Below are 20,927 nucleotides of genomic sequence, written 5' to 3'. Positions count from 1 at the left end.
TCTAAAGGTGACATCCACAGACAGGACAACCGCATGAAACTCTACGGCTTCGGTCCAACCCGCTCCCTGCGCGCGCAGTGGGCGCTCCGGGAATTGGGCGCCGAGTTCGAATTCATCCCCGTCGACCTGACCGCTGGCGAGGGGCAGACGCCCGAATTCCTCCGCCTCAACCCCGCCGGCAAACTCCCGGTGCTCGTCGACGGCGACCTGATCCTGACCGAATCCGCCGCCATCGTTTTCTATCTCGCCGAGAAGTATCCCGGGCACGGCCTGCTCCCGTCCGATCTCGGGACGCGCGCGCAGGTCTATCGCTGGGCGCTGTTCGCGATGACGGAGCTGGAGCAGCCGCTCTGGCGCATGGCGCGGCACACGTTCCTCTACCCGGAAGACAAGCGCCTGCCCGCCGACATCGACCTGGCCCGCGAGGATTTCCGCGACATGGCAGCCGTCCTGGACCGTCACATGGAAGGCCGCACCTACATCGTCGGCGACACCGTCACCGCCGCCGACTGCGTGACCGCCTACCTGATGGACTGGGCCAACGAGGAGGACCTGCTCGCCGATTTCCCGCGGCTGCGCGCCTACATGGACCGCATGTACGCACGCCCGACGGCGGCGCCACGCATCGCGCAGGCGTTCGCGGAGATCCAGGCCGCATCCGCCTGATACCGTTCCGCGGCCGGCGCCTGCGAGATCGTCCGTAGGCGCCGGCGGGCGGGCGCTCAGGCCTTGGGCCGCACCGCGATGTGCACTTCCGCCAGCTGCGCCTCGGGGATCGGCGACGGCGCGCCGGTCATCAGGCACTGGCCGCCGGTGGTCTTGGGGAAGGCGATGACGTCGCGGATCGAGTCGGTGCCGGCCATCAGCGCGGCGATGCGGTCGATGCCGAAGGCGATGCCGCCGTGCGGCGGCGCTCCGTACTTCAGCGCGTCGAGCAGGAAGCCGAACTTGGCCCGCGCCTCCTCCGCGCCGATGCCGAGCAGTTCGAACACCGCCGACTGCATGCTCGAGCGATGGATGCGGATCGAACCGCCGCCGATCTCGTTGCCGTTGAGCACCATGTCGTAGCCGCGCGAGACCGCGGTGCGCGCATTCGCGCGGAGCTCGGCCTCGTCATCGACCGCGGGCGCGGTGAACGGGTGATGCAGCGCGACGTGGCGGCCCGCCTCCTCGTCCCATTCGAACATCGGGAAGTCGGTGACCCATAGCGGCCTCCAACCGGCCTCGACCAGGCCGAAGTCGCGGCCGGCCTTGAGCCGCACCGCGCCCATGAAGTCACTGACGGTCGCGTACCTGCCGGCACCGAAGAACACGATGTCGCCGTTGCCGGCGCCAACGCGCGCGAGCAGCGCGGCGAACGCCTCGTCGGGGAAGAACTTGGCGATCGGCGACGACACTTCGCCGCTCTCCGCCAGCTTGGCGTAGGCCAGGCCCTTGGCGCCGAACTTGGCCGCGTGCGCGGCGTACTCGTCGATCTGCTTGCGCGACAGCGCCGCGCCGCCCGGCACCCGCAAGGCGCAGACGCGGCCACCCTCGACGCCGGCCCAGTCGGCGAACACCTTGAACTCCGAATCCTTCACCTCGGGGTCGACATCGACCAGCTCCAGCGCGATGCGCAGGTCCGGCTTGTCGGAACCGTAGCGGCGCATCGCCTCGGCCCAGGTCATCCGCGGGAAGACGCCGAGCTCGACCTCCATCACCTCGCGGAACACGTCGCACAGCATCGCCTCGACCGTGTCCTGCACGTCGCGCTCGGAGACCCAGGCGAATTCCATGTCGAGCTGGGTGAACTCGAGCTGGCGGTCGGCGCGCAGCGCCTCGTCGCGGAAGCAGCGCGCGATCTGGTAGTAGCGGTCGAAGCCGGCCATCATCAGGATCTGCTTGAACAGCTGCGGCGACTGCGGCAGCGCATAGAACTCGCCCGGATGCATGCGCGCCGGCACCAGGAAGTCGCGCGCGCCCTCGGGGGTGGCCTTGGTCAGGATCGGCGTCTCGATGTCCTGGAAGCCGCGCGCGTCCAGCCAGCGCCGCAGCGCCTGCACCAGGCGGGTGCGGATGCGCAGCTTGGCCTGCATCTGCGGGGTGCGCAGGTCGAGGTAGCGGTACTGCAGGCGGATGTCCTCGCCCGGGTTCTCGTGGGCGTGGAAGGGCAGCGGCTCGGCCTTGTTGAGCACTTCGATGCCGCGCGCCACCACCTCGACGCGGCCGTTCGGCAGCTTCGGGTTGGGCGACTCGCGCAGCCGCACCTCGCCGGTCACGCGCAGGCAGTCCTCGTAGCCCACGGCGGCCGCGGCGGCGATCACCTCGGCATTGCCTTCGGCGCCGGCCTCAGGTTCAGCGACGATCTGGACGATGCCCTCGTGGTCGCGCAGGTCGATGAAACACAGGCCGCCGAGGTCGCGGGCGACATCGGCCCAGCCGCACAGGGTGACGGTCTGTCCGACCAGCGCCTCGTCGACGAGGCCGCAGTAATGGGTACGCATGGAAACTCCAGGGAGCGAGGGCGGTCCCGCTTTGGCGGCGGGAAACGCGCTATTTTAGCGGCAGGCCGCCGGGACGCGTCGCCGCCGCTGCGCCGGTCCCCGCCATCGGAGGGAATCGCCATGCACCGTTTGTCCGGATGTCTCCTGCTCCTGGTCCTGGTCGCGTTCGGCGGTTCGCCGCTGCACGCCCAGCCGCAGACCCGCGCCTACGCGCCCGAGAACCTGCGCGAGCTGTCGGTCCGCGACCAGGAGCGCGTGATCGCGCTCGAGTATTCCGACCAGTCCGGCGGCCGCCGCATTCCCGACGACCAGCTGCAGTTCTACCTCGACCAGGTCAACCGCTCCAACTGGACCTTCAGCCGGATCAAGCAGGACATCGCCCGTTCGCTGGCCGGCACGTCCGGCCCGCGGCCGCCCGTCCGGCCGGGCAACACCATCCGCTGCGAAAGCGACGATGGCCGCTCGCGCACCTGCCCGACGCCCTGGCGCGGTCCGTCGCGGCTTGTCCGGCAGCTGTCCTCGGCGCCCTGCATCGAGGGCCGCACCTGGCAGTCGCAGGCCGGCCGCGTCCAGGTCGACAACGGCTGCCGCGCGGAGTTCGTCGCCGGTGCGCAAGTCCGGCCGCCGGTCGCCGGCGACCGCGTCACCTGCGCCAGCGAGGGCGGACGCTTCCGGACCTGCCCCTGGAATGCGGCGGTCGGCCGGCCGCGGCTGCTACGCCAGCTTTCCGGCCAGGCCTGCGTGCAGGACCGCACCTGGGGCTACGACCGGCGCGGACTGTGGGTCGACAACGGCTGCCGGGCCGAGTTCGGCAGCGGCGGCCCGGGGCCTCGTCCGCCCGCGAATGCCTACAGCGTGACCTGCGCCAGCAACCACTACCAGCGCGTCACCTGCGCCTGGCAGGCCTCGCACGGACGGCCCCGCCTGATCGAGCAATTGTCTAACCTGCCCTGCGTCGAGGGCCGGTCCTGGGGCTATGACGGCGGTGCATCGCTGTGGGTCAGCGGCGGGTGCCGGGCCCGGTTCGGCGTGCGCTGAGGCGCGAACGCTTCGTCCGGCGTCAGGGCGTGGTCGTGGGTGCCTGCTTCGGCGCCGGTTTGGCGGGGCCCGGCGCGGGCTTCGCGGCGGCGGCGTCGGGCTTCGCCGCGAGCGCCTTGGTCTCCGCCGCCGGGGCCGCTTCCGGCTTGGCCGCGCCCTCCCCGCCTTCGACCAGGTTGCGCTTCTTCTCGCCGTCCTTCTTGAAGTCGGTCTCGTACCAGCCGCTGCCGGACAGGCGGAACGCCGGCGCGGTCAGCTGCCGCTTCACCGCATCGGCGGCGCAGGCGGGACAGGCATCGGGATCGGGATCGGCCAGCCTCTGCAATCGGTCGAAGTCATGGCCGCAAGCGGCGCAGCGATAGGCGTAGATCGGCATGGCGGTGCACTCGCGGAGTCTGCGCACATTGTGGGGCCAGCGGCCGGCGAATCAAGCGATCGGCCGCCGATTCCTGCGTAGGAGCGCGCCATGCGCGCGATGCCGGCGCCGTATGACGATGCGGCAGTTGCTTCGGACATGCTGCGGTTGCCGAAACCGTGCGGACCGGGCCGACGATGCGGGCATCGCGCGCATGGCGCGCTCCTACGAGGCGCTTGCAGGTCGGCTCAATGGCCCCAGGGCGCGGCCGGCAGGTCGACCGGCGCGGTCAGGTCGAACTCGACCTGGAACAGGCGCCCGCCCGGACGGCTGAGCTCGTACAGGAAACGCCGCTCCGGCTCGATCTCCATCGCCCAGGTGTTGGTGACCGAGGCATCCAGGCCCTCGCGCTCGAACAGCGCGATCGACTCGGCATCGACCGGGAATTCCTGCCGCTGCGCGGTGCCGGCGCCGGCGGTATCGCCGCCGTACATCGTGACCGCGTCGTCGCTGCCGTCCTCGTGGCGGTGGTCGTGCTTGAGCCGCAGGCCGGTGTCGGTGCGGGTCAGCAGCCAGGTCCGCGAGCGGTCGTCGCCGACATGGAACGGCACCTGCAGTTCGCGCGCGGGATCGTCGCAGCCGCGCACGTGCATGATCAGCGGCTTGCCCTCGAAGTCGTCCGGCCCGGCGGGCGCCGGCTCGTTGGCGACGATGCGGCCGGCGAAGGCCTGCCCGCAGTGCTGCGCCAGGCGCGCGAGGAACGCGTCGGGCGGGGCCAGACCGTCCGCGGCACGGGCGACGGTCTCGTCGGGAGCGGCTTCTTCGGCAGCGGCGTCGGCGCGCGCGGCGGCATCGTCGCCGGAGCCGGTGACCACCGTGCAGGCGGAAAGGGCGAGCAACAACAAGGGCAGGGACAGACGGGCCGGGATCGCGTTCATCACGCCACCGTAGCCGCACGGTGCCGATGCGGCAAGGGCGGGTCGCGAGCGGAGAACGTCCCTGATCTGGCTGGCGGCGGCGGAATGGCGGATTTTCCGCCGACGGCCCTCGTAGTTCGGGAGGGGACGGCCACACCGGCCGCCACGACAGGGAGCGCAGATGCCCGAGCCGTCATCCGTCCGGAACGCCCGGCGGCCTTCCGTGCCCCGGTGGTTGCTGGCGCTGCTGCTGGCGATGCTGGCGCCCGCGGCGGCGGCGACAGACTTCAGGGTGGTGCTGGACCCCGCGGTCGCGGACGGGCCGGTCACCGGGCGCCTGATCGTGGCCGTGGCCCGCGCTGGCCAGCCCGAGCCGCGGCTGGCGATCGGGCTGAACGGCCCGGCCGTGTTCGGGGTCGATGTCGAAGGGCTGGCGCCGGGCGCGGAAGTCGCGGTCGGCGCGGACGCCGCCGCCTACCCGCTGGAGAGCCTCGACGCGCTGCCGCCCGGCGACTATCACGTCCAGGCGGTGCTGGTCCGCTATACGCAGCTGGACCGCGCCGACGGACACCGCCTGTGGCTGCCGCTGACCGATCGCCGGGTGCCCTTCCACGCCAAGCCCGGCAATCTGTACAGCGCGGTCCAGTCGGCCACGCTGGGGCCGGATGTGGCGCCGGTGCCGCTGCGCCTGGCGGCGACCGTGCCGGAGTTGCCCGAACTCGAGGACACGCCGTGGATCCGCCGGGTACGCATCCGCAGCGAGATCCTCAGCGACTTCTGGGGCGTACCGATCCACATCGGCGCCAGCGTGCTGCTGCCGCGCGGCTTCGACGAGAACCCCGACGCACGCTACCCGCTGGTCTACGTCTTCGGCCATGGCAACGCGCCGTTCGGCTTCGATCCCGATCCGGCCAGCCACGACGAGGCAGCGGTGGCCAGGGCCCGCGACGCCAACGTCGAGACCGGCTACGAGTTCTCCCAGGCCTGGCAGGGCGAGGATTTTCCGCGCGTGGTCGCGATCACCTTCGAGCATCCCAGCCCGTACTTCGTCGAGTCCTACGCGGTCGATTCCCCCAACAACGGCCCGTACGGGGAAGCGCTGACCAGCGAGATCATGCCCGAGCTGGAGCGGCGCTTCCGCGGCATCGGCCAGCCGCACGCGCGCATCGTCGAGGGCGCCTCGACCGGCGGCTGGGAGGCGCTGGCGCTGCAGCTCCACTACCCGGATTTCTTCGGCGGCGCGTGGGTGTTCAACCCCGACCCGATCGATTTCCGCAACTACCTGCTCAGCGACATCTACGCCGACGACAACATGTTCAGCGTGCCGGCCAACGACTGGCTGCAGACCGAACGTCCGTTCCGCCGGACCCGCGACGGCCAGCCGCTGCTGGACATGCGCCACCTGGCGGCGTTCGAAGCGGTGCTGGGCTCGCGCGGCCGCTCCGGCTACCAGCTGGACATCTGGCAGGCCACCCACGGCCCGGCCGGCGAGGACGGCTACCCGCGGCTGCTGTTCGACAAGCGCAGCGGCGCGATCGACCGCGAGGTCGCCACGTGGATGCGCGACAACGGCTACGACCTGAGCGCGTACGCGCGCGACCACTGGGACCAGCTGGCACCGCGCCTGCGCGGCAAGCTGCACCTGTTCGCCGGCGAGATGGACGATTTCTACCTCAACCTCGCGGTCTACCGCTTCGAGCGGATGCTGCGCGAGGTGGCCGGCGACGGCTATCCGGCGCGATTCGAGTACGGCCGGCCGATGAAGGGCCACAACTGGCACCACACCGACTGGGCCGGAGTGGTGCGCGAGATGGCCGCCCACGTCGACGCCAATGCGCCCGCCCGCCCCTGACGACTCCAGCAAAGGACCCCTGACATGACGATGACGCCCCGCGACCGGCTGCTGACCGCCTGGCTGGTCGCCGTGACCGCACTCTCCGGCTGGACCGCCTGGGACCGGATCACCACCCGTCCGGCCGACCAGGCCGAAACCGCCGCGACCGGCGAGTTCGAGGAACTCACCGTGCAGCGGCTCAACGTGGTCGAGCCCAACGGCCTCAACCGCCTGGTGATCGCCAACAGCGCGCGTTTCCCGGGGCTGTTCATGGAAGGCACCGAATACCGCCATCACAGCCGCAAGGGCGGCGGGATGCTGTTCTTCAACGACGAGGGCGACGAATCCGGCGGCATGACCTTCGCCAGCGCGAAACAGGACGGCGCCCACGCGGCCTCGGCCGGGCTGTTCTTCGACCAGTACAAGCAGGACCAGACCGTCGGCATGGTCTACAACGACCAGGACGGCCGCCGCGTCGCCGGGCTGCGGGTCTGGGACCGCCCGGACTATTCGATCGGGCCGCTGATGGAAATGAGCGACCGCGCCGCAGGGGCGGAATCCGACGCCGAGCGCGAGGCCATCCGCAAGGAGATGATGGACTACGCGATGGCGCGCGGCGGCGCCGGCGCCGAACGCCTGTTCGCCGGCAAGGCGCTGGAGGACGCGGTGGTGCGCCTGGCCGACCCGGAGGGCCGGCCACGGCTGCAGCTGACGGTCGACGCCGAGGGCGAGCCGCGGCTGGATTTCCTGGCCGCGGACGGCACCGTGCTGCGCAGCATCACCGCGCAGTGAGCCACTACGATCCGCCGCGCGAGCGGGCAGCACGGCAGGACGTGATATGAAGCATGGCGAGTGATGGGCAAGCGCAGCGTCAGGGATTCTGTCCGTGGAACATGAGAGCCGCATCCGCTGGTTCGCGCGGGAAGTGTTGCCGCACGAAAGCGACGTGCGCCGCTGGCTGTCCTCGCGCATCCGCGGCCTCGCGATGTGCGACCTCGACGAGGTCGTCCAGGAAACCTACGCCCGGCTGTGGGCGGTGAACACGGACGGCATCAACGACGCGCGCGCCTATCTGTTCGTCATCGCCAGGCGCGTGGTCGGCGAGACCGTCAGGAGGTCGCGGATCGTGCCGATCGAGACGGTGGCGGACATCGACGCGCTGCACGTGGCGGACGCCGGACCCAACCCGGAACGGCGCCTGAGCGGCCGCGAGGAAGTCGAGCGGCTGCACGCGGCGATCGCGGCGCTGCCGGCCAAGTGCAGGCAGGCGTTCGTGATGAAGAAATTCGAGTCGCTGTCGCAGCGCGAGATCTCGGAGCGGATGAACATCTCCGAGAGCACCGTGGAGAAGCACCTGGCCAAGGCCCTGAGAACGATCATGCGGGAAATGAGCAAGATGCCGGCCCTGCCGGCACGGAGCAGTGGAGCGGATGAGCGCAGGCAACGACAGCGCTGATATCGACGGCATCGCCGCCGGCTGGGCGGTCCGGGCGTCCGAGGGCGCGCTGGGCGAGCGCGACCGCGGCGAGCTCGACGCCTGGCTGGCGCGCGATCCGCGCCACCGCGGCGCGTTCGTGCGCGCGCAGGCGATCTGGCACGACCTCGACCGCATCGCCGCGATGGCGAAGGGTGGTGGCGAGGAGCCAGTCGTGCCGCAGCGCCGCGTGCGCATGCGCGCATTCGCCGTCGCCGCCTCGCTGCTGCTGGCCGTGCTGGCCGGCGGCATCGGCTACGAGCACTATGCCGGCCGCCACGCTGCCGGCGTCGGCCAGATCGTGAGGCTGGCGCTGGACGACGGCTCCATCGTCGTGCTCAACACCGATTCGGTGATCCGGGTGCGCTATGGCGAGGCGCAGCGCCGCATCCGCCTGCAGCGCGGCGAAGCCACCTTTCAGGTCGTCAGCGACCCGGCGCGGCCGTTCGTGGTCGAGGCCGGCGACGTGGCCGCGCGCGCGGTGGGCACCGAGTTCGCGGTGCGCCGCCTGGGCGATGCCGTGGCGGTGACGGTACTCGAGGGCGTGGTCGAGGTCGAACGCCCCGATTCCAGGGGCCTGGAGCGGCCGCGGCGCGCGGCCCGCAACGAGCAGGTGGTGGCCGCGCGCGCCCTGCCGATGATCGAGAACGCACTCACCGCCGAGGAGGTATCGCGTCGCCATTCCTGGCGCGAAGGCTACCTGGCCTTCGACGGCGAACCCTTGGAGGCCGCCATCGCCGAGATGAACCGCTACGCCCAGGTCCCGATCCGCATCGCCGATCCGGACCTTGCGGCCGAGCACTTCGTCGGGGTGTTCCGGATCGGCGACACCCGCGCCTTCGCGCGTTCCGCGGCGGCGACCTTCGACGCCCGGGTGGTCGAGGAGCCCGGAGCGATCGTCCTGACCCGCGCTTCCACGCCGCGCCGGCAATAGAGGATTCGCGACGCACGCCCCTCGTACACAGGGAGGGCATGCATCGCGCATGCGATACCGGGGAGAACGGGGACCGTGAACAGCATCGGATCATGCAGGATTCCGCGGCGCAGCCGGCTGTGGCTCGCCATCGGCCTGGGCTGTGCGCTCGCCGCCGCGCCGGCGCAGGCGCAGGAGCGCAGGGAGTTCGACCTGCCGCCGCAGGAGGCCGCCCAGGCGATCCGCACGGCCGCGGAGCAGTCGGGCCTGCAGATCATGGCGCCGGAAGGCGATCTGCGCGGGGTTCGCACCCGCGCGGTCCACGGCAATTTCGAGACCATCGAAGCGGTGCGGCGGATGTTCGAGGGCACCGGACTGGAGGTGGTGGCCAGCGGCGAGGACACCGTCACCGTGCGGCGTCCGCGCGCTCCCGCGCCGCAGCCCGTGCCGACCGCAGAGGTCCCGCCGCCGACCGGCCAGACCGTGGAGCTCGAGCGCATCCAGGTCACCGGCACCCGCATCAACCGCGCCGGCTTCGATACCCTGCAGGCGGCGCTGGTGACCAGCGCCGAGGAGATCGACCGGCGCGGCTATACCAACATCGGCCGGGCACTCGAGGACACGCCCGGGTTCGGTCCCTCGGCGTCGAGCCCGGTGGGCGCCGCACAGGCACCCCTCGGGATCGCCCAGACCTTCGTCAATTTCTTCGGCCTGGGATCGCAGCGTACCCTGACCCTGGTCAACGGCAGGCGGTTCGTCTCTTCCAACACCGTCGCCGGCGTCGGCGGGGCGGCCTCGTCCGGCTCGCAGGTGGACCTCAACGTCATCCCCGCGGGCCTGGTCGACCGGGTCGAGACAGTCGCCATCGGCGGCGCGCCGGTATACGGCTCGGATGCGATCGCCGGCACCGTCAACGTGATCCTCAAGGAGGATTTCGAGGGCGCCCAGGCGTCGGTGCAGTACGGCATCACCGACCGCGGCGACGCCGAGAGCTACAGCGTGCGCGGCCTGTTCGGCGGCAACTTCGCCGACGGCCGCGGCAACGCGGTGATCAGCACCGAGTACCACCGCCAGCATGGCCTGCGCCTGTCCGACCGGATGCCGTTCCGTTACCTGCTGCCGAACCCCGACGATACCGGCCCCGCCGACGGCATCGCCGCGTGGGTGGCGGCCGACAACCTGCGCTACGCCCTCTTGACCGAAGGTGGGCTGCCATACGACAACCAGCTGGCGCCGATCCTGGGCTTCGACCTGCCTGGCGCGGTGCTGCCGCCGTTCTATACGCGCGGCAACTACATCTACGACTCGAGCGGCACGCCGCTCCAGTTCGGCGCCGACGGCGAACTGGTGTCCTACGTGCCGGGTCGGGCGGTCCAGGAAGCGCTCGGCGCGCCGATCCTGGCCGACGGCGGCGACGGCCTGGATCCGGCCGACCATTTCGGGCTGCTGACCCCGAGCGAGCGCACCATCTTCAATGCGCTGGGCCATTTCGACATCACGCCGTCGGTGCGGGCTTTCGCCGAGACGACCTATGTGCGCACCGAAGGCGTCGAGCAGAGCGAGCTCTACCAGTTCGCGGCGCCGGTGGTGGGCGGGCCGACGCTCCGATTCTCCGCGGACAATCCCTACCTGAGCGATCGCTCGCGGGCGATCCTGGCCGACAACGGGCTGGACGGCTTCAACCTCAGTCGCAACCTCAACGACATCGTCGACCGCACCCCAGGCGAAACCACGCTGGATCTGTATCGTTTCGTCGGCGGCCTGAAGGGCGACTTCGCGGCCTTCGACGAGACCTGGTCCTGGGATCTTTCCTACAACTACGGTCGCAGCGAAAGCATCTCGTCCCTGACCTATATCGACCCGGCACGGCTGCTGCGCGCCATCGACGCGGTGCGCGACGGCAGCGGCAACATCGTCTGCGCCTCCGGTGGCGATTGCGTGCCGATCAACCTGTTCGGCGCCGGCAACGCCAGCTTGGAGGCGATCGACTACCTCACCGACCGCGGCCGCGCCGCCAGCCTCAACACCCAGAAGGTCCTGACCGGCAACCTGACCGGCGCGCTGCCGGTCGGGCTGGCCGAGCCGCTGCAGTTCAACGTCGGCGCGGAGCGCCGCACCGAGAGCGGCGCGTTCGAGCCCGACGCCACCCTCGAGGCGGGCAACGTGCTGATCGGCAGCGGTTCCGGCAGTTTCGCCGGGATCGAGGGCAGCTACCGCACCACCGAGTTCTACGGCGAACTGGTCGCCCCGCTGATCGCGGAGTCGCAGGAGCTGCGCTTCGCCAAGGCGCTGAGCCTGGAGGCGGCCGCCCGCCACGTCGACAACTCCCTCGCCGGCAGCGACCTGACCTGGTCGGTCGGCGCGCGCTTCGCCCCGCGCCTGCCCGGCTGGGGCGACGGCCTGGTCTTCCGCGGGGTCTATACGCATGCGATCCGCTCGCCGGCGATCACCGAGCTGTTCCTGGGTTCGGCCCCGGTCGCGGGCTCGATCAACGACGTGTGCAACGCGCAGAACTACAACCGCGGCGCCAACCCGGCCGTGCGCGAGGCCAACTGCCGGGCCGCCCTGGCGGCGGTCGGCGTCGACGATCCGGCCGCCTTCGAGTCCACCACCGGCGCGGTCTCGGCGTACGGCACCCGCTCCGGCAACGTCGACCTGATGAACGAGACCGCCGACTCCTGGTCGCTCGGATTCGTGTACCAGCCGGTCGCCCTGCCCGATTTCCGCCTGGCGATGGACTGGTCCGACATCTCGCTGGAGAACGGCATCCAGAATCTCGGCATCGGCGCGCTGCTGTCGGCCTGCTACGACAGCGCCAACTTCCCCAACGAGCCGGCCTGCGCGACCTTCGAGCGGCTGACCGCCGAACAGGCGGCGGCGCAGCCGGGGGCCGTGCGCACCGCCGGCGACATCGCCAACGGCTACCGTACCGGCTTCGTCAACACCTCGACGCTGGACTTCTCCGGGCTGATCGGCGCCGCCGAGTACCGTTTCGACCTCGGCGTCGGCAGCATGCGCATCGGCAGCAAGCTGTCGTACACCCACAAGTACGAACTCGTGGCGCAGCCCGGCGTGCCGGCCCAGGATGCCGTCGGCAGCGTCGGCACGCCCGAGTACCGGGTGAACCTGTCCACCGGCTACAGCCTCGACAAACTCGAGCTGGACCTGCAGGCGCTGTGGACCAGTTCGGTCGTCCGCGACCTGGACGCGACCGAAGAGGACCTTCCGCGCGAGGTCAATGACATCGGTGACTACTGGCGTTTCAACGCCACCGTCGGCTATTGGCTCGGCAACCACGTCAAGGCGCAGCTGTCAGTCCACAACCTGTTCGACCGCAAGATCCCATATGCCGCGCAGGTGGGCCGCAATTTTGGCGCCTACGACCCGATCGGCCGCACCTACCTGCTGCGCCTGAGCGCGAGCTTCTGAACGGCCCGCGCGCCGCCGGGACCGGTCCCGGCGGCTGCGCGCGACCACCCGGCGCGCCGTCCATGGCCGGCCGCCTCCGTGCATCGAGGAATCGCCTGTTGAAACATCTGCTATCCATCATCCTGCTGTCGCTGACGCTGCTGCCGGCGTGTTCGCCATCGCCCTCCGCTGAGGTCGCCGCCACCGCAGATGCCATCGCGCCGCCGCCGCCGCGCCACGACATCGAGCAGCTGATGGCGTTCGACGAGATCGCCGGGCTGGACTTCTCGCCCGACGGCGAGCTGCTGCAGTTCACCAGCAAGCGCAGCGGCGTGGCCAACCTGTACGTGATGCCGGCGGCCGGCGGCGCCGCCGAAGCGCTGACCGACTCGGACGAGACGGTACTGGCGATCGGCTGGTTCCCCGATGGGGAGCGCGTGCTCTACGCCAGCGACCACGGCGGCAACGAACTCCATCACCTCTACGTCCGCGAGCCCGACGGCGAAAGCCGCGACCTGACCCCCGGCGAACGCCTCAAGGCGCGGTTCGTCGCCTGGGCCCCGGACGGAGCGTCGTTCTTCGCCGCCACCAACGAGCGCGATCCGCGCCACTTCGACCTGTACGAGTACTCGACCACGGACTACTCACGCCGGCGGCTGTTCACCAACGACGCCGCCTACCAGATGCATGCGGTCAGCGGCGACCGCCGCCTGGTGGCGCTGAGCCGGATCCACGACAACGCCCACACCGACTGCTTCGTCTACGAGGTCGAGAGCCGCCGCATGCGCCGGCTCACCGAACAGGGCCGCAGGATCGCCTGCGTGCCGCAGGAATTCTCCCGCGACGGCCGGCAGCTGTTTCTCACCAGCGACGCCGGCGGCGAGTTCAGCCGCCTGGAGCGCCTCGACCTCGAGAGCGGCGAACGCACCACGGTCCTTGCCGTCGACTGGGACGTCACCGGCGCGCGGCTGTCCGCCGACGGCACCCGTCTGGCCGCGTTCGTCAACCACGACGCGCGCACCGTGGTCCACCTGTTCGACCCCGGTACCCTCGAGCGGCAGCGGGTGCTGGATGCGGCGCCGGCGACGGTCGCCAATTTCGCGCTGTCCCCCACCGGCGCGATCGCCACGGTCGAGAGCGCGGGCGACATGCCCGGCGATCTGCGCCTGTACCCGGCCGGCGCGGACGCGCCGGTCCGCCTGGTCGATTCACTGCCGCCCGGCATCCCGGCCGGCGACCTGGTGCCGGGACGGGTGGTGCGCTTCCATTCCCACGACGGGGTGATCGTGCCCGGCATCCTCTACGTGCCCAAGGGCATTGTCGAGGGCGAGACGCGACCGGCCGCGATCTGGGTACACGGCGGCCCGGGCGGCGAGAGCAGGATCGGCTTCAAGCCGATGGTCCAGTACCTGGTCAACCACGGCTACGTGGTCTACGAGATCAACAACCGCGGCTCCTCCGGGTCCGGCAAGACCTTCTACCATCTCGACGACGGCCGCCACGGCGAGGCCGATCTCGACGACGTGGTCGCCTCCCGGCAGATGCTGATCGACACCGGACTGGTCGATCCGGACCGCATCGCGGTGATGGGCGGCTCCTACGGCGGCTTCATGGCGCTGGCGGCGCTGGCGTTCCGGCCCGACGTGTTCGCCGCCGGGGTGAACATCTACGGCGTCTCCAACTGGACGCGGCTGCTGGCCAACACGCCGGAGTGGTGGGAGGACCTGCGCCGCCTGCTCAAGAGCGAGATGGGAGACTGGGAAGCCGACCCCGAGCGCTTCGAGGCGATCTCGCCGGCCTTCCACGCCGGCAACATCCGCAGGCCGCTGCTGGTGCTGCAGGGCGCCAACGATCCGCGGGTGCTGCCGGTGGAGTCGGAGGACATCGTCGAGCGGGTGCGGGCCAACGGCGTGCCGGTCGAATACGTCGTGTTTCCCGACGAAGGCCACGGCTTCCGCAAGAAGGCCAACCAGGTCGTGGCCTATCGCACCATCCGCGAGTTCCTCGACCGCCATGTGCGCGATGCGGCGCCCCCGCCGGCCCCGGATCCGCAACCGGCCATGACGGACGGCGAGACCTCGGGACGGCAGTGATCACGTCGGGCCCCAACCTCAGCCGCCGCGGCTTCCTTGCCGGGGCCGCCGCGGGCGCCGCGCTCGCGGCTCTGCCCGCGCTTGGCGTCGGCGGGGCCGAGCAGTCCCGGCGACTGGCCGAACTGTTCGAGCGCAGCTTCGCGCGGCGCTTGCGCCGGAGTCCGCTGCTGCAGGCGACGCTGGGGCTGAACACCGATCACCACCGCTGGGACGATGTCGGTGCACAGCACCGGCAAGAGGACATCGACCTGCTGCGCGGCGACCTCGCCGAATTGCGCGCCATAGACCCCAGCCCCCTGCCGCAGGCCGCGCGGCTCGATCATTGCCTGTTCCGCTACGACACCGAGCAGGCGCTGCGCCGGCTGCACTGGCGCAGCCACCACTACCCGGTCTGCCAGATGCGCGGACCGCAGCGGACCGTGCCGCAGACCCTGATCGACCGGCACCCCATCGCCAGCCGCGCGGACGCCCAGGCCTACATCGAGCGCCTGCGCGGCGTGGATGGCTACATGCGACAGGTGGTGGACGGCCTGCGCGAGCAGCAAGCGGCGGGGATCTGCCCGCCCGCCTCCACGCTGGCGCCGGTGGTCGACACCTGCACCCGTCTGCTGCGCGGCACTCCCTTCGATGGCGAGGGCGACAACGCCATCCTCGTCGACTTCGACGCCAAACTCGCCGCCGCAGGACTGGAGGGCGCGGATGCGCTGCGGCGCGACGCCGTCGCCGCGATGCAAGACGGCTTCGCTCCCGGGTTCCGCCGGCTGATCGCCTGGCTGCAGGCGGCGCAGGGCGATGCGCCGTCGACCGCCGGCGTCTGGTCCCTGCCGCAAGGCGATGCCTACTACGCGGCGATGCTGCGCACCGAATCGACCCTGACGCTGGATCCGGACCGCGTGCACGCGATCGGTCTGGAGGAGACCGCGCGCCTGCACGACGAGATCCGCACGCTGGCGCCGCGCCTCGGCCATCGCGACACGCTGCGCGAGCTGATCGAGCGGGCGCGCTCGGACCCCGACGCCCGCTATCCCGATACCGATGCCGGGCGCAGCGATTACCTGGCCGCCGCCGAAGCGGTCATCGAGGCGGTGTCGGCGCGGCTCGACGCGCTGACCGGGTTCCGACCACCCGCCCGGGTCGGGGTGAGGCGGGTGGAACCGTGGCTGGAAGTCTCGGCCGGCATTGCCGGCTATTTCCCACCGTCGCAGGACGGCTCGCGTCCGGGGATCGTGCGCTACAACCTGCGCGACATGGGCAACCTGCCCCGCCACGAGCTCACCGCCCTCGCCTGCCACGAAGGCGTGCCCGGCCACCACCTCGAGCGTTCGGTCTCCGCCTCGCTGCAGAACCTGCCGGACTTCCGTCGCCACGGCGGCTATACCGCCTTCAGCGAGGGCTGGGCCCTGTACGCCGAACAGCTTCCGGTCGACCTCGGCCTGTACGAGGACCCGTGGCAGGACCTCGGGCGGCTGTCGAGCGAACTGATGCGTGCCGGCCGGCTGGTGGTCGACACCGGCCTGCACGCGCGCCGCTGGAGTCCGCAACGGGCGCTGCGCTGGCTGGACGACAACACCTTCGACGCGGCACCCGCCAACGCCATCGCGGTCCGGCGCTATCTGGTGACCCCAGGCCAGGCCACCGCCTACCAGCTCGGCAAGCGCAGCCTGGTCGAACTGCAGGCGCGGGCTCGGCGCGAACTCGGGACGGCCTTCCGGCTGCGCGATTTCAACGATGCGCTGCTGGGCGAGGGTCCACTGCCGTTGCCGCTGCTCGAAGAACGGACCGGACAGTGGATCACCAACGGGGCCGAGGGCCGATCCGCATGATTCCACCGGGAAGCGCCGCGAAACGCTGGGCCGTGATCCTGCTCGCCTGCGCATGGGCCGGTACCGGGGGCGCGGCTACGCCGGCGCCGCCGTCGGAGGAAGCGCGCCTGGATGCGTTTTTCGCACAGGCCTGGCAGCGCGAGCTGCAGCGCAGCCCGATCCGCCAGTCGCGGCTCGGTCTGCGCGACGCGCAGGACCGCTGGGACGAGGTCGGCGATGGCCGCCGCGAGGCGGAAGCCGCCGCGCTGCGCCGGGACCTGGCGGCGCTCGAGGGATTCGACAACGCGAAACTCGGCACGCAGGCGGCGCTCAGCCGGCGCCTGTACGTCGCGTTCGCCGAGGATCGCCTGCAGCGCCTGCGCTGGCAGCGGCACGACTACCTGCTGACCCAGATGGGCGGGCTGCACTCCCGCGTCCCCGATACCCTCATCAGTCACCACCCGGTCCGCAGTCGCGCCGATGCCGAGGCCTACATCGCCCGGCTGCAGCGCGTCGACGGGCTGATGGCCGAGGTGGTCGCCGCGCTGCAGCTCCAGGAGGCGGCCGGGGTGCGGCCGCCGCGCTTCGTCCATGCCCTGGTGCTGGATGCGGCCGGCAACCAGCTGCGCGGCAGGCCGTTCGACGACTCGGCGCAGGACAGCCCGCTGTATGCGGATTTCAGCACCAAGCTCGAACAGCTCGGCTGGCCCGACGACGAGAAGCGGGCGTTGCTGCAGCGCGCCACCGAGGCCCTGACCGGCGGCTTCCGGGCGGGCTACGGCAGGCTCATCGCGCACCTGGAGGCCGCCGCCGAACTGGCCGGCGAAGAGGACGGCGTCTGGCGCCTGCCCGATGGCGCCGAGTACTACGCCTCGCTGCTGCGTCACTACACCACCCTGAGCGTCGATGCCGATACGCTGCACGACACCGGCCTGCGCGAGGTCGCGGCGATCCACGCGCAGATGCGCGCGATCAAGCAGGCGGTCGGCTTCGAGGGCGACCTGCAGGCCTTCTTCGCCCACGTACGCACCGACTCCCGGTTCCGCTATCCCGACAGCCAGGCCGGCCGCGATGCGTACCTCGCCGACGCCGATACCCTGCTGAAGGAAATTCTCGCGCGCCAGGACGAGCTGATCACCCGGATCCCCGCGACGCCGGTGGTGGTGCGCGCCGTGGAGCCCTGGCGCGAGGCGACCGCGCCCAAGGCGTTCTACCGCAGTCCGCAGCCCGGCAGCAGCGATCCCGGCGTGTTCTACATCAACCTACACGACATGGGCGCCGCGCCGCGCTACCAACTGCCGGTACAGCTCTACCACGAGGCAGTGCCCGGCCATCACACCGAGACGATGATCGCGCATCAGCTCGAGGGCGTGCCGGCGTTCCGCCGCTACGCCTCGATCGCGGCCTTCAGCGAGGGCTGGTCGCTGTACGCCGAAGCGCTGCCGAAGGAGCTGGGCCTCTACCAGGACCCGTACGCCGACTTCGGCCGCCTGTCGCTGGCGCTGATGCGCGCGGCGCGGCTGGTGGTGGATACCGGGCTGCACGCCAGGCGCTGGAGCCGCGACCGCGCGATCGCCTGGCTGGACGCGAACACGCCGGCCTCGCACTACGACAACCGCCGCGAGGTCGAGCGCTACGTCGTCCTGCCCGGACAGGCGACGGCCTACTACGTCGGCATGCTCCACATCCAGGCGCTGCGCGAGCGTGCCGAACGCACGCGCGGCGCGTACTTCGACCTGCGCGGTTTCCACGACACGGTGCTCGGCAGCGGGCCGCTACCGCTGCCGCTGCTGGACCAGGTGGTCGATGCGTGGATCGGGCAACAACTGCAGCAGGGAGATCCAGAATGATGCGATCCCGTCTCCGGCTGCGCTCCGCGCTTTCGTTGCTGTGCTGCCTGGCCGCACTGCTCGCACTCGCCCGGCCGGCGATGGCCGCCGACGACATCGAGCGGACCGCCGCGCAGCTGCGCGATCGCGCCCTGGCCGGCGAGACCATCGCCTACGACTTCGTCAGCGAGCTGACCACGCGCTTCGGCCCGCGCCCGGCCGGATCGGCCGCCGAGCACGCGGCCGCGGACTGGGCCGCCGCACGGCTGCGCGCGCTCGGGTTCGACCGCGTCGAGGTCCAGCGTTTCCCGCTGGTGGGCTGGGTCCGCGGCGAGGAATCGGTGGAGATCGTCGGCGCGCACCCGCAGCGCCTGGTGGCGGCAGCGCTCGGCGGCTCGCCGGCCACGCCCACCGGCGGCATCGAGGGCGAGGTGGTGCTGTTCGATAGCCTGGACGCCCTGCGCGCCGCGCCCGCCGGCGCGCTCGAGGGCCGCATCGCCCTGGTCAACCAGCGGATGCCGCGCATCGCCGGCGCCTACGGCGCGCTGGTGCCCGGACGCCTGTTCGCGCCCGGCGAGGCCGCCGACCGCGGCGCGGTCGCCCTGCTGCTGCGTTCGATCGGCACCGGCACGGCGCGCTTCGCCCATGTCGGTTCCACCCGCTACCGCGACGGCCGGGTGCCGCTGCCGAGCTTCGCGCTGGCCGGCGCCGACGCCGACCAGATCGAGCGCCTGCTGGCGCTGGGGGAGCCGGTCCGCGTGCGGCTGCATTCGCAGGCCCGGCACGTGCACACCCATTCCCAGAACGTGGTCGCCGAGCTGCGCGGCCGCGAGACCCCGGACCAGACGATCGTGCTGGCGGCGCACCTGGACAGCTGGGATGCCGGGACCGGCGCGATCGACGACGGCGCCGGCGTGGCGGTCGTGGTCGCCGCGGCGGAACTGATCGCACGCCTGCCGCAGCGGCCGCGGCGCAGCCTGCGGGTGGTGCTGTACGGCGCCGAGGAGGTCGCCCAGCCGCATACGCCCGAGACCGGCGGCGCCGCCTACCTCGAGCGCCACGCCGCCGAGGTTCAGGACCACGTGCTGGCGATGAAGAGCGACTTCGGCGCCGGCGCGGCGCAGGCGCTCTCGCTGCCGCCCGGGGTCGCGGACAGCGGCTTCGGCCGCGCCCTGTACCGGGTGCTCACGCCGATGGCGATCGTGCCCTCGCGCGAGCCGCCGGGGCGCGGCGGCGTCGACATCGCGCCGCTGGTCGAGGCCGGGGTGCCGGCGTTCGTGCTGCGCCAGGACGGCAGCGGCTACTTCGATCTCCATCACACCGCCGACGACACCCTGGACAAGATCGACCCGGCGAACCTGGACCAGAACGTCGCCGCCTGGGCCGCGCTGATGTGGCTGGCGGCCGAGACCGGGGCGGACTTCCGCGCCCTCTCCGCTGCGCAGGCGGCCGAATGAGCCCGCGCCGGCCCGCCCGCGCGCGCGCTGCGTGGCTGGCGCTGGCGGCCTGGCTGGCGCTGGTCCCCGCGCTCGCCTCCCCGCCGAAGCAGGACGGACCTCGATACATCCACGTCGGCCGGCTGCTGGCCGATCCGGCCGGCGGCCAGGTGCTGTCGCGGATGACCGTGGTGGTCGAGGGCGGGCGGGTCGTCGATCTGCGCGAGGGCTACGTCGGTACGCCAGGCCAGACCATCGACCTGTCCGACCGCTTCGTGCTGCCCGGCCTGATCGACAGCCACGTGCACCTGGGCCACGAGAACGGGCCTGACGACAAGCTGCTGCGCACGGTGCGCAGCGCCGCCGACCTCGCCATCAACGGGGTGGCGTTCGCGCGCCTGACCCTCGAGGCCGGGTTCACCACGGTCGCCGACCTCGGCGCCGAGAACGAGGCGATCTTCGCCCTGCGCGACGGCATCGCCGCGGGCAAGCTGCCCGGGCCGCGGATCCTCGCCGCCGGCAACGTGCTCAGCCCGCACGGCGGCGAGGGCGACCTGTTCGGCTACCGCGGCGACGTCACCCGCGCGCTGCAGCGGCCCAACCTGTGCTCCGGCGCCGACGACTGCAGGCGCCTGGTGCGCCAGCAGGTCCAGCGCGGCGCCGACCTGATCAAGATCGTCGCCACCGGCGCGGTGCTCTCGGACGCGGATGCCGGCGTCGACCAGCAGTTCACCGACGCCGAGCTGCAGGCCATCGTCGACACCGCGCACGCACTCGGTCGCCGCGTCACCGCGCACGCGCATGGCACCGCCGGCGTCAACGCGTTCTTGCGCGCCAGCGGCGACGCGATCGAGCACGGCACCTGGCTGGACCAGGACTCGGTGGCGCTGTTCAAGCACAACGGCGCCTGGCTCGTGCCCACGCTATTGGCCGGCGACACCGTGGCCGGCTGGGCAGCCGACCCCGATTCGTTCCTGAGTCCGGCGGCGAAGGCCAAGGCCGCATCGGTCGGCCCGGCGATGCTGGAGATGGCGCGTCGCGCCCACGCTGGCGGCGTGCCGATCGCCTTCGGCACCGATTCCGGGGTCAGCCGTCACGGCGACAACGCCCGCGAGTTCGGCCTGCTGGTGGCGGCCGGGCTGACGCCGCTGGAGGCGGTCCGCACCGCCACGGTCAACGCCGCAGCGCATCTCGGCCTGGCGGATGAGGTCGGCCGCCTCGCCCCGGGCATGGCCGCCGACCTGATCGCGGTCGACGGCGATCCGCTGCAGGACGTGGACGTGCTGCGGCGGGTGCGGTTCGTGATGAAGGCCGGCGTCATCCACAAGGATCAATAGGAGGTCAC

The 20,927-nt window shown here is 71.5% G+C and carries 15 protein-coding genes; 12 read left to right on the top strand and 3 right to left on the bottom strand.

The window, feature by feature from the left end:
- The first annotated feature begins 33 nt into the window (after nt 1-33).
- Entirely contained in the window at nt 34-666 is a 633-nt protein-coding gene (locus tag AB5T46_RS01430) for a glutathione S-transferase family protein (protein WP_370562031.1), read from the top strand.
- 56 nt (nt 667-722) lie between these two features.
- On the opposite strand, the gene aspS is transcribed toward AB5T46_RS01430, so the two are convergent.
- Complete coding sequence (aspS, locus tag AB5T46_RS01425; protein WP_370562030.1) at nt 723-2,483, bottom strand: aspartate--tRNA ligase; 1,761 nt, start codon at nt 2,481-2,483, stop codon at nt 723-725.
- A gap of 120 nt (nt 2,484-2,603) precedes the next feature.
- Between aspS and AB5T46_RS01420 the strand changes: the two genes are divergently transcribed.
- Nucleotides 2,604-3,521, top strand: a complete 918-nt coding sequence (locus AB5T46_RS01420; protein ID WP_370562029.1) for a DUF3011 domain-containing protein — start codon at nt 2,604-2,606, stop codon at nt 3,519-3,521.
- A gap of 22 nt (nt 3,522-3,543) precedes the next feature.
- Here the strand turns inward: AB5T46_RS01420 and AB5T46_RS01415 are convergent, their stop codons facing one another.
- On the bottom strand, nt 3,544-3,897 hold the full coding sequence (locus AB5T46_RS01415; protein WP_370562028.1) for an FmdB family zinc ribbon protein: 354 nt from the start codon (nt 3,895-3,897) through the stop codon (nt 3,544-3,546).
- 227 nt (nt 3,898-4,124) lie between these two features.
- Nucleotides 4,125-4,814 (bottom strand): hypothetical protein, encoded by a 690-nt coding sequence (locus AB5T46_RS01410; protein ID WP_370562027.1) that lies wholly within the window; start codon nt 4,812-4,814, stop codon nt 4,125-4,127.
- A 202-nt stretch (nt 4,815-5,016) separates the two neighbouring features.
- Between AB5T46_RS01410 and AB5T46_RS01405 the strand changes: the two genes are divergently transcribed.
- The 10 genes from AB5T46_RS01405 to AB5T46_RS01360 all read left to right on the top strand — a co-directional run bounded on the left by AB5T46_RS01405 (nt 5,017) and on the right by AB5T46_RS01360 (nt 20,919).
- Nucleotides 5,017-6,645 carry an alpha/beta hydrolase-fold protein gene (locus AB5T46_RS01405; RefSeq protein ID WP_370562026.1) on the top strand — a complete coding sequence of 543 codons (1,629 nt, stop codon included), beginning with the start codon at nt 5,017-5,019 and terminating at the stop codon, nt 6,643-6,645.
- 24 nt (nt 6,646-6,669) lie between these two features.
- Nucleotides 6,670-7,419, top strand: a complete 750-nt coding sequence (locus AB5T46_RS01400; RefSeq protein WP_370562025.1) for a hypothetical protein — start codon at nt 6,670-6,672, stop codon at nt 7,417-7,419.
- A 94-nt stretch (nt 7,420-7,513) separates the two neighbouring features.
- Nucleotides 7,514-8,083 (top strand): RNA polymerase sigma factor, encoded by a 570-nt coding sequence (locus AB5T46_RS01395; protein WP_370562024.1) that lies wholly within the window; start codon nt 7,514-7,516, stop codon nt 8,081-8,083.
- Complete coding sequence (locus AB5T46_RS01390) at nt 8,058-9,035, top strand: FecR family protein (protein ID WP_370562023.1); 978 nt, start codon at nt 8,058-8,060, stop codon at nt 9,033-9,035. The genes AB5T46_RS01395 and AB5T46_RS01390 overlap by 26 nt, the downstream gene beginning before the upstream one ends.
- A 75-nt stretch (nt 9,036-9,110) precedes the next feature.
- The gene (locus AB5T46_RS01385; protein ID WP_370562022.1) at nt 9,111-12,443 is read left to right on the top strand and encodes a TonB-dependent receptor domain-containing protein; all 3,333 of its coding nucleotides are present in this window, start codon (nt 9,111-9,113) and stop codon (nt 12,441-12,443) included.
- Between the two features lie 98 nt (nt 12,444-12,541).
- Nucleotides 12,542-14,515 carry a S9 family peptidase gene (locus tag AB5T46_RS01380; RefSeq protein ID WP_370562021.1) on the top strand — a complete coding sequence of 658 codons (1,974 nt, stop codon included), beginning with the start codon at nt 12,542-12,544 and terminating at the stop codon, nt 14,513-14,515.
- Nucleotides 14,512-16,338 carry a DUF885 domain-containing protein gene (locus AB5T46_RS01375; protein ID WP_370562020.1) on the top strand — a complete coding sequence of 609 codons (1,827 nt, stop codon included), beginning with the start codon at nt 14,512-14,514 and terminating at the stop codon, nt 16,336-16,338. Before AB5T46_RS01380 ends, AB5T46_RS01375 begins: the two co-directional genes overlap by 4 nt.
- The gene (locus tag AB5T46_RS01370; RefSeq protein WP_370562019.1) at nt 16,335-18,167 is read left to right on the top strand and encodes a DUF885 domain-containing protein; all 1,833 of its coding nucleotides are present in this window, start codon (nt 16,335-16,337) and stop codon (nt 18,165-18,167) included. Before AB5T46_RS01375 ends, AB5T46_RS01370 begins: the two co-directional genes overlap by 4 nt.
- Nucleotides 18,164-19,603: a M28 family peptidase gene (locus AB5T46_RS01365; RefSeq protein WP_370562018.1), complete on the top strand. Its 1,440-nt coding sequence runs from the start codon at nt 18,164-18,166 to the stop codon at nt 19,601-19,603. The genes AB5T46_RS01370 and AB5T46_RS01365 overlap by 4 nt, the downstream gene beginning before the upstream one ends.
- The gene (locus tag AB5T46_RS01360) at nt 19,600-20,919 is read left to right on the top strand and encodes a metal-dependent hydrolase family protein (protein WP_370562017.1); all 1,320 of its coding nucleotides are present in this window, start codon (nt 19,600-19,602) and stop codon (nt 20,917-20,919) included. The genes AB5T46_RS01365 and AB5T46_RS01360 overlap by 4 nt, the downstream gene beginning before the upstream one ends.
- Nucleotides 20,920-20,927: the final 8 nt, after the last annotated feature.

This window comes from Luteimonas salinilitoris, from assembly GCF_041300785.1.
Lineage (GTDB): Bacteria > Pseudomonadota > Gammaproteobacteria > Xanthomonadales > Xanthomonadaceae > Luteimonas > Luteimonas salinilitoris.
This window is presented reverse-complemented; position numbering and strand designations above follow the sequence as displayed.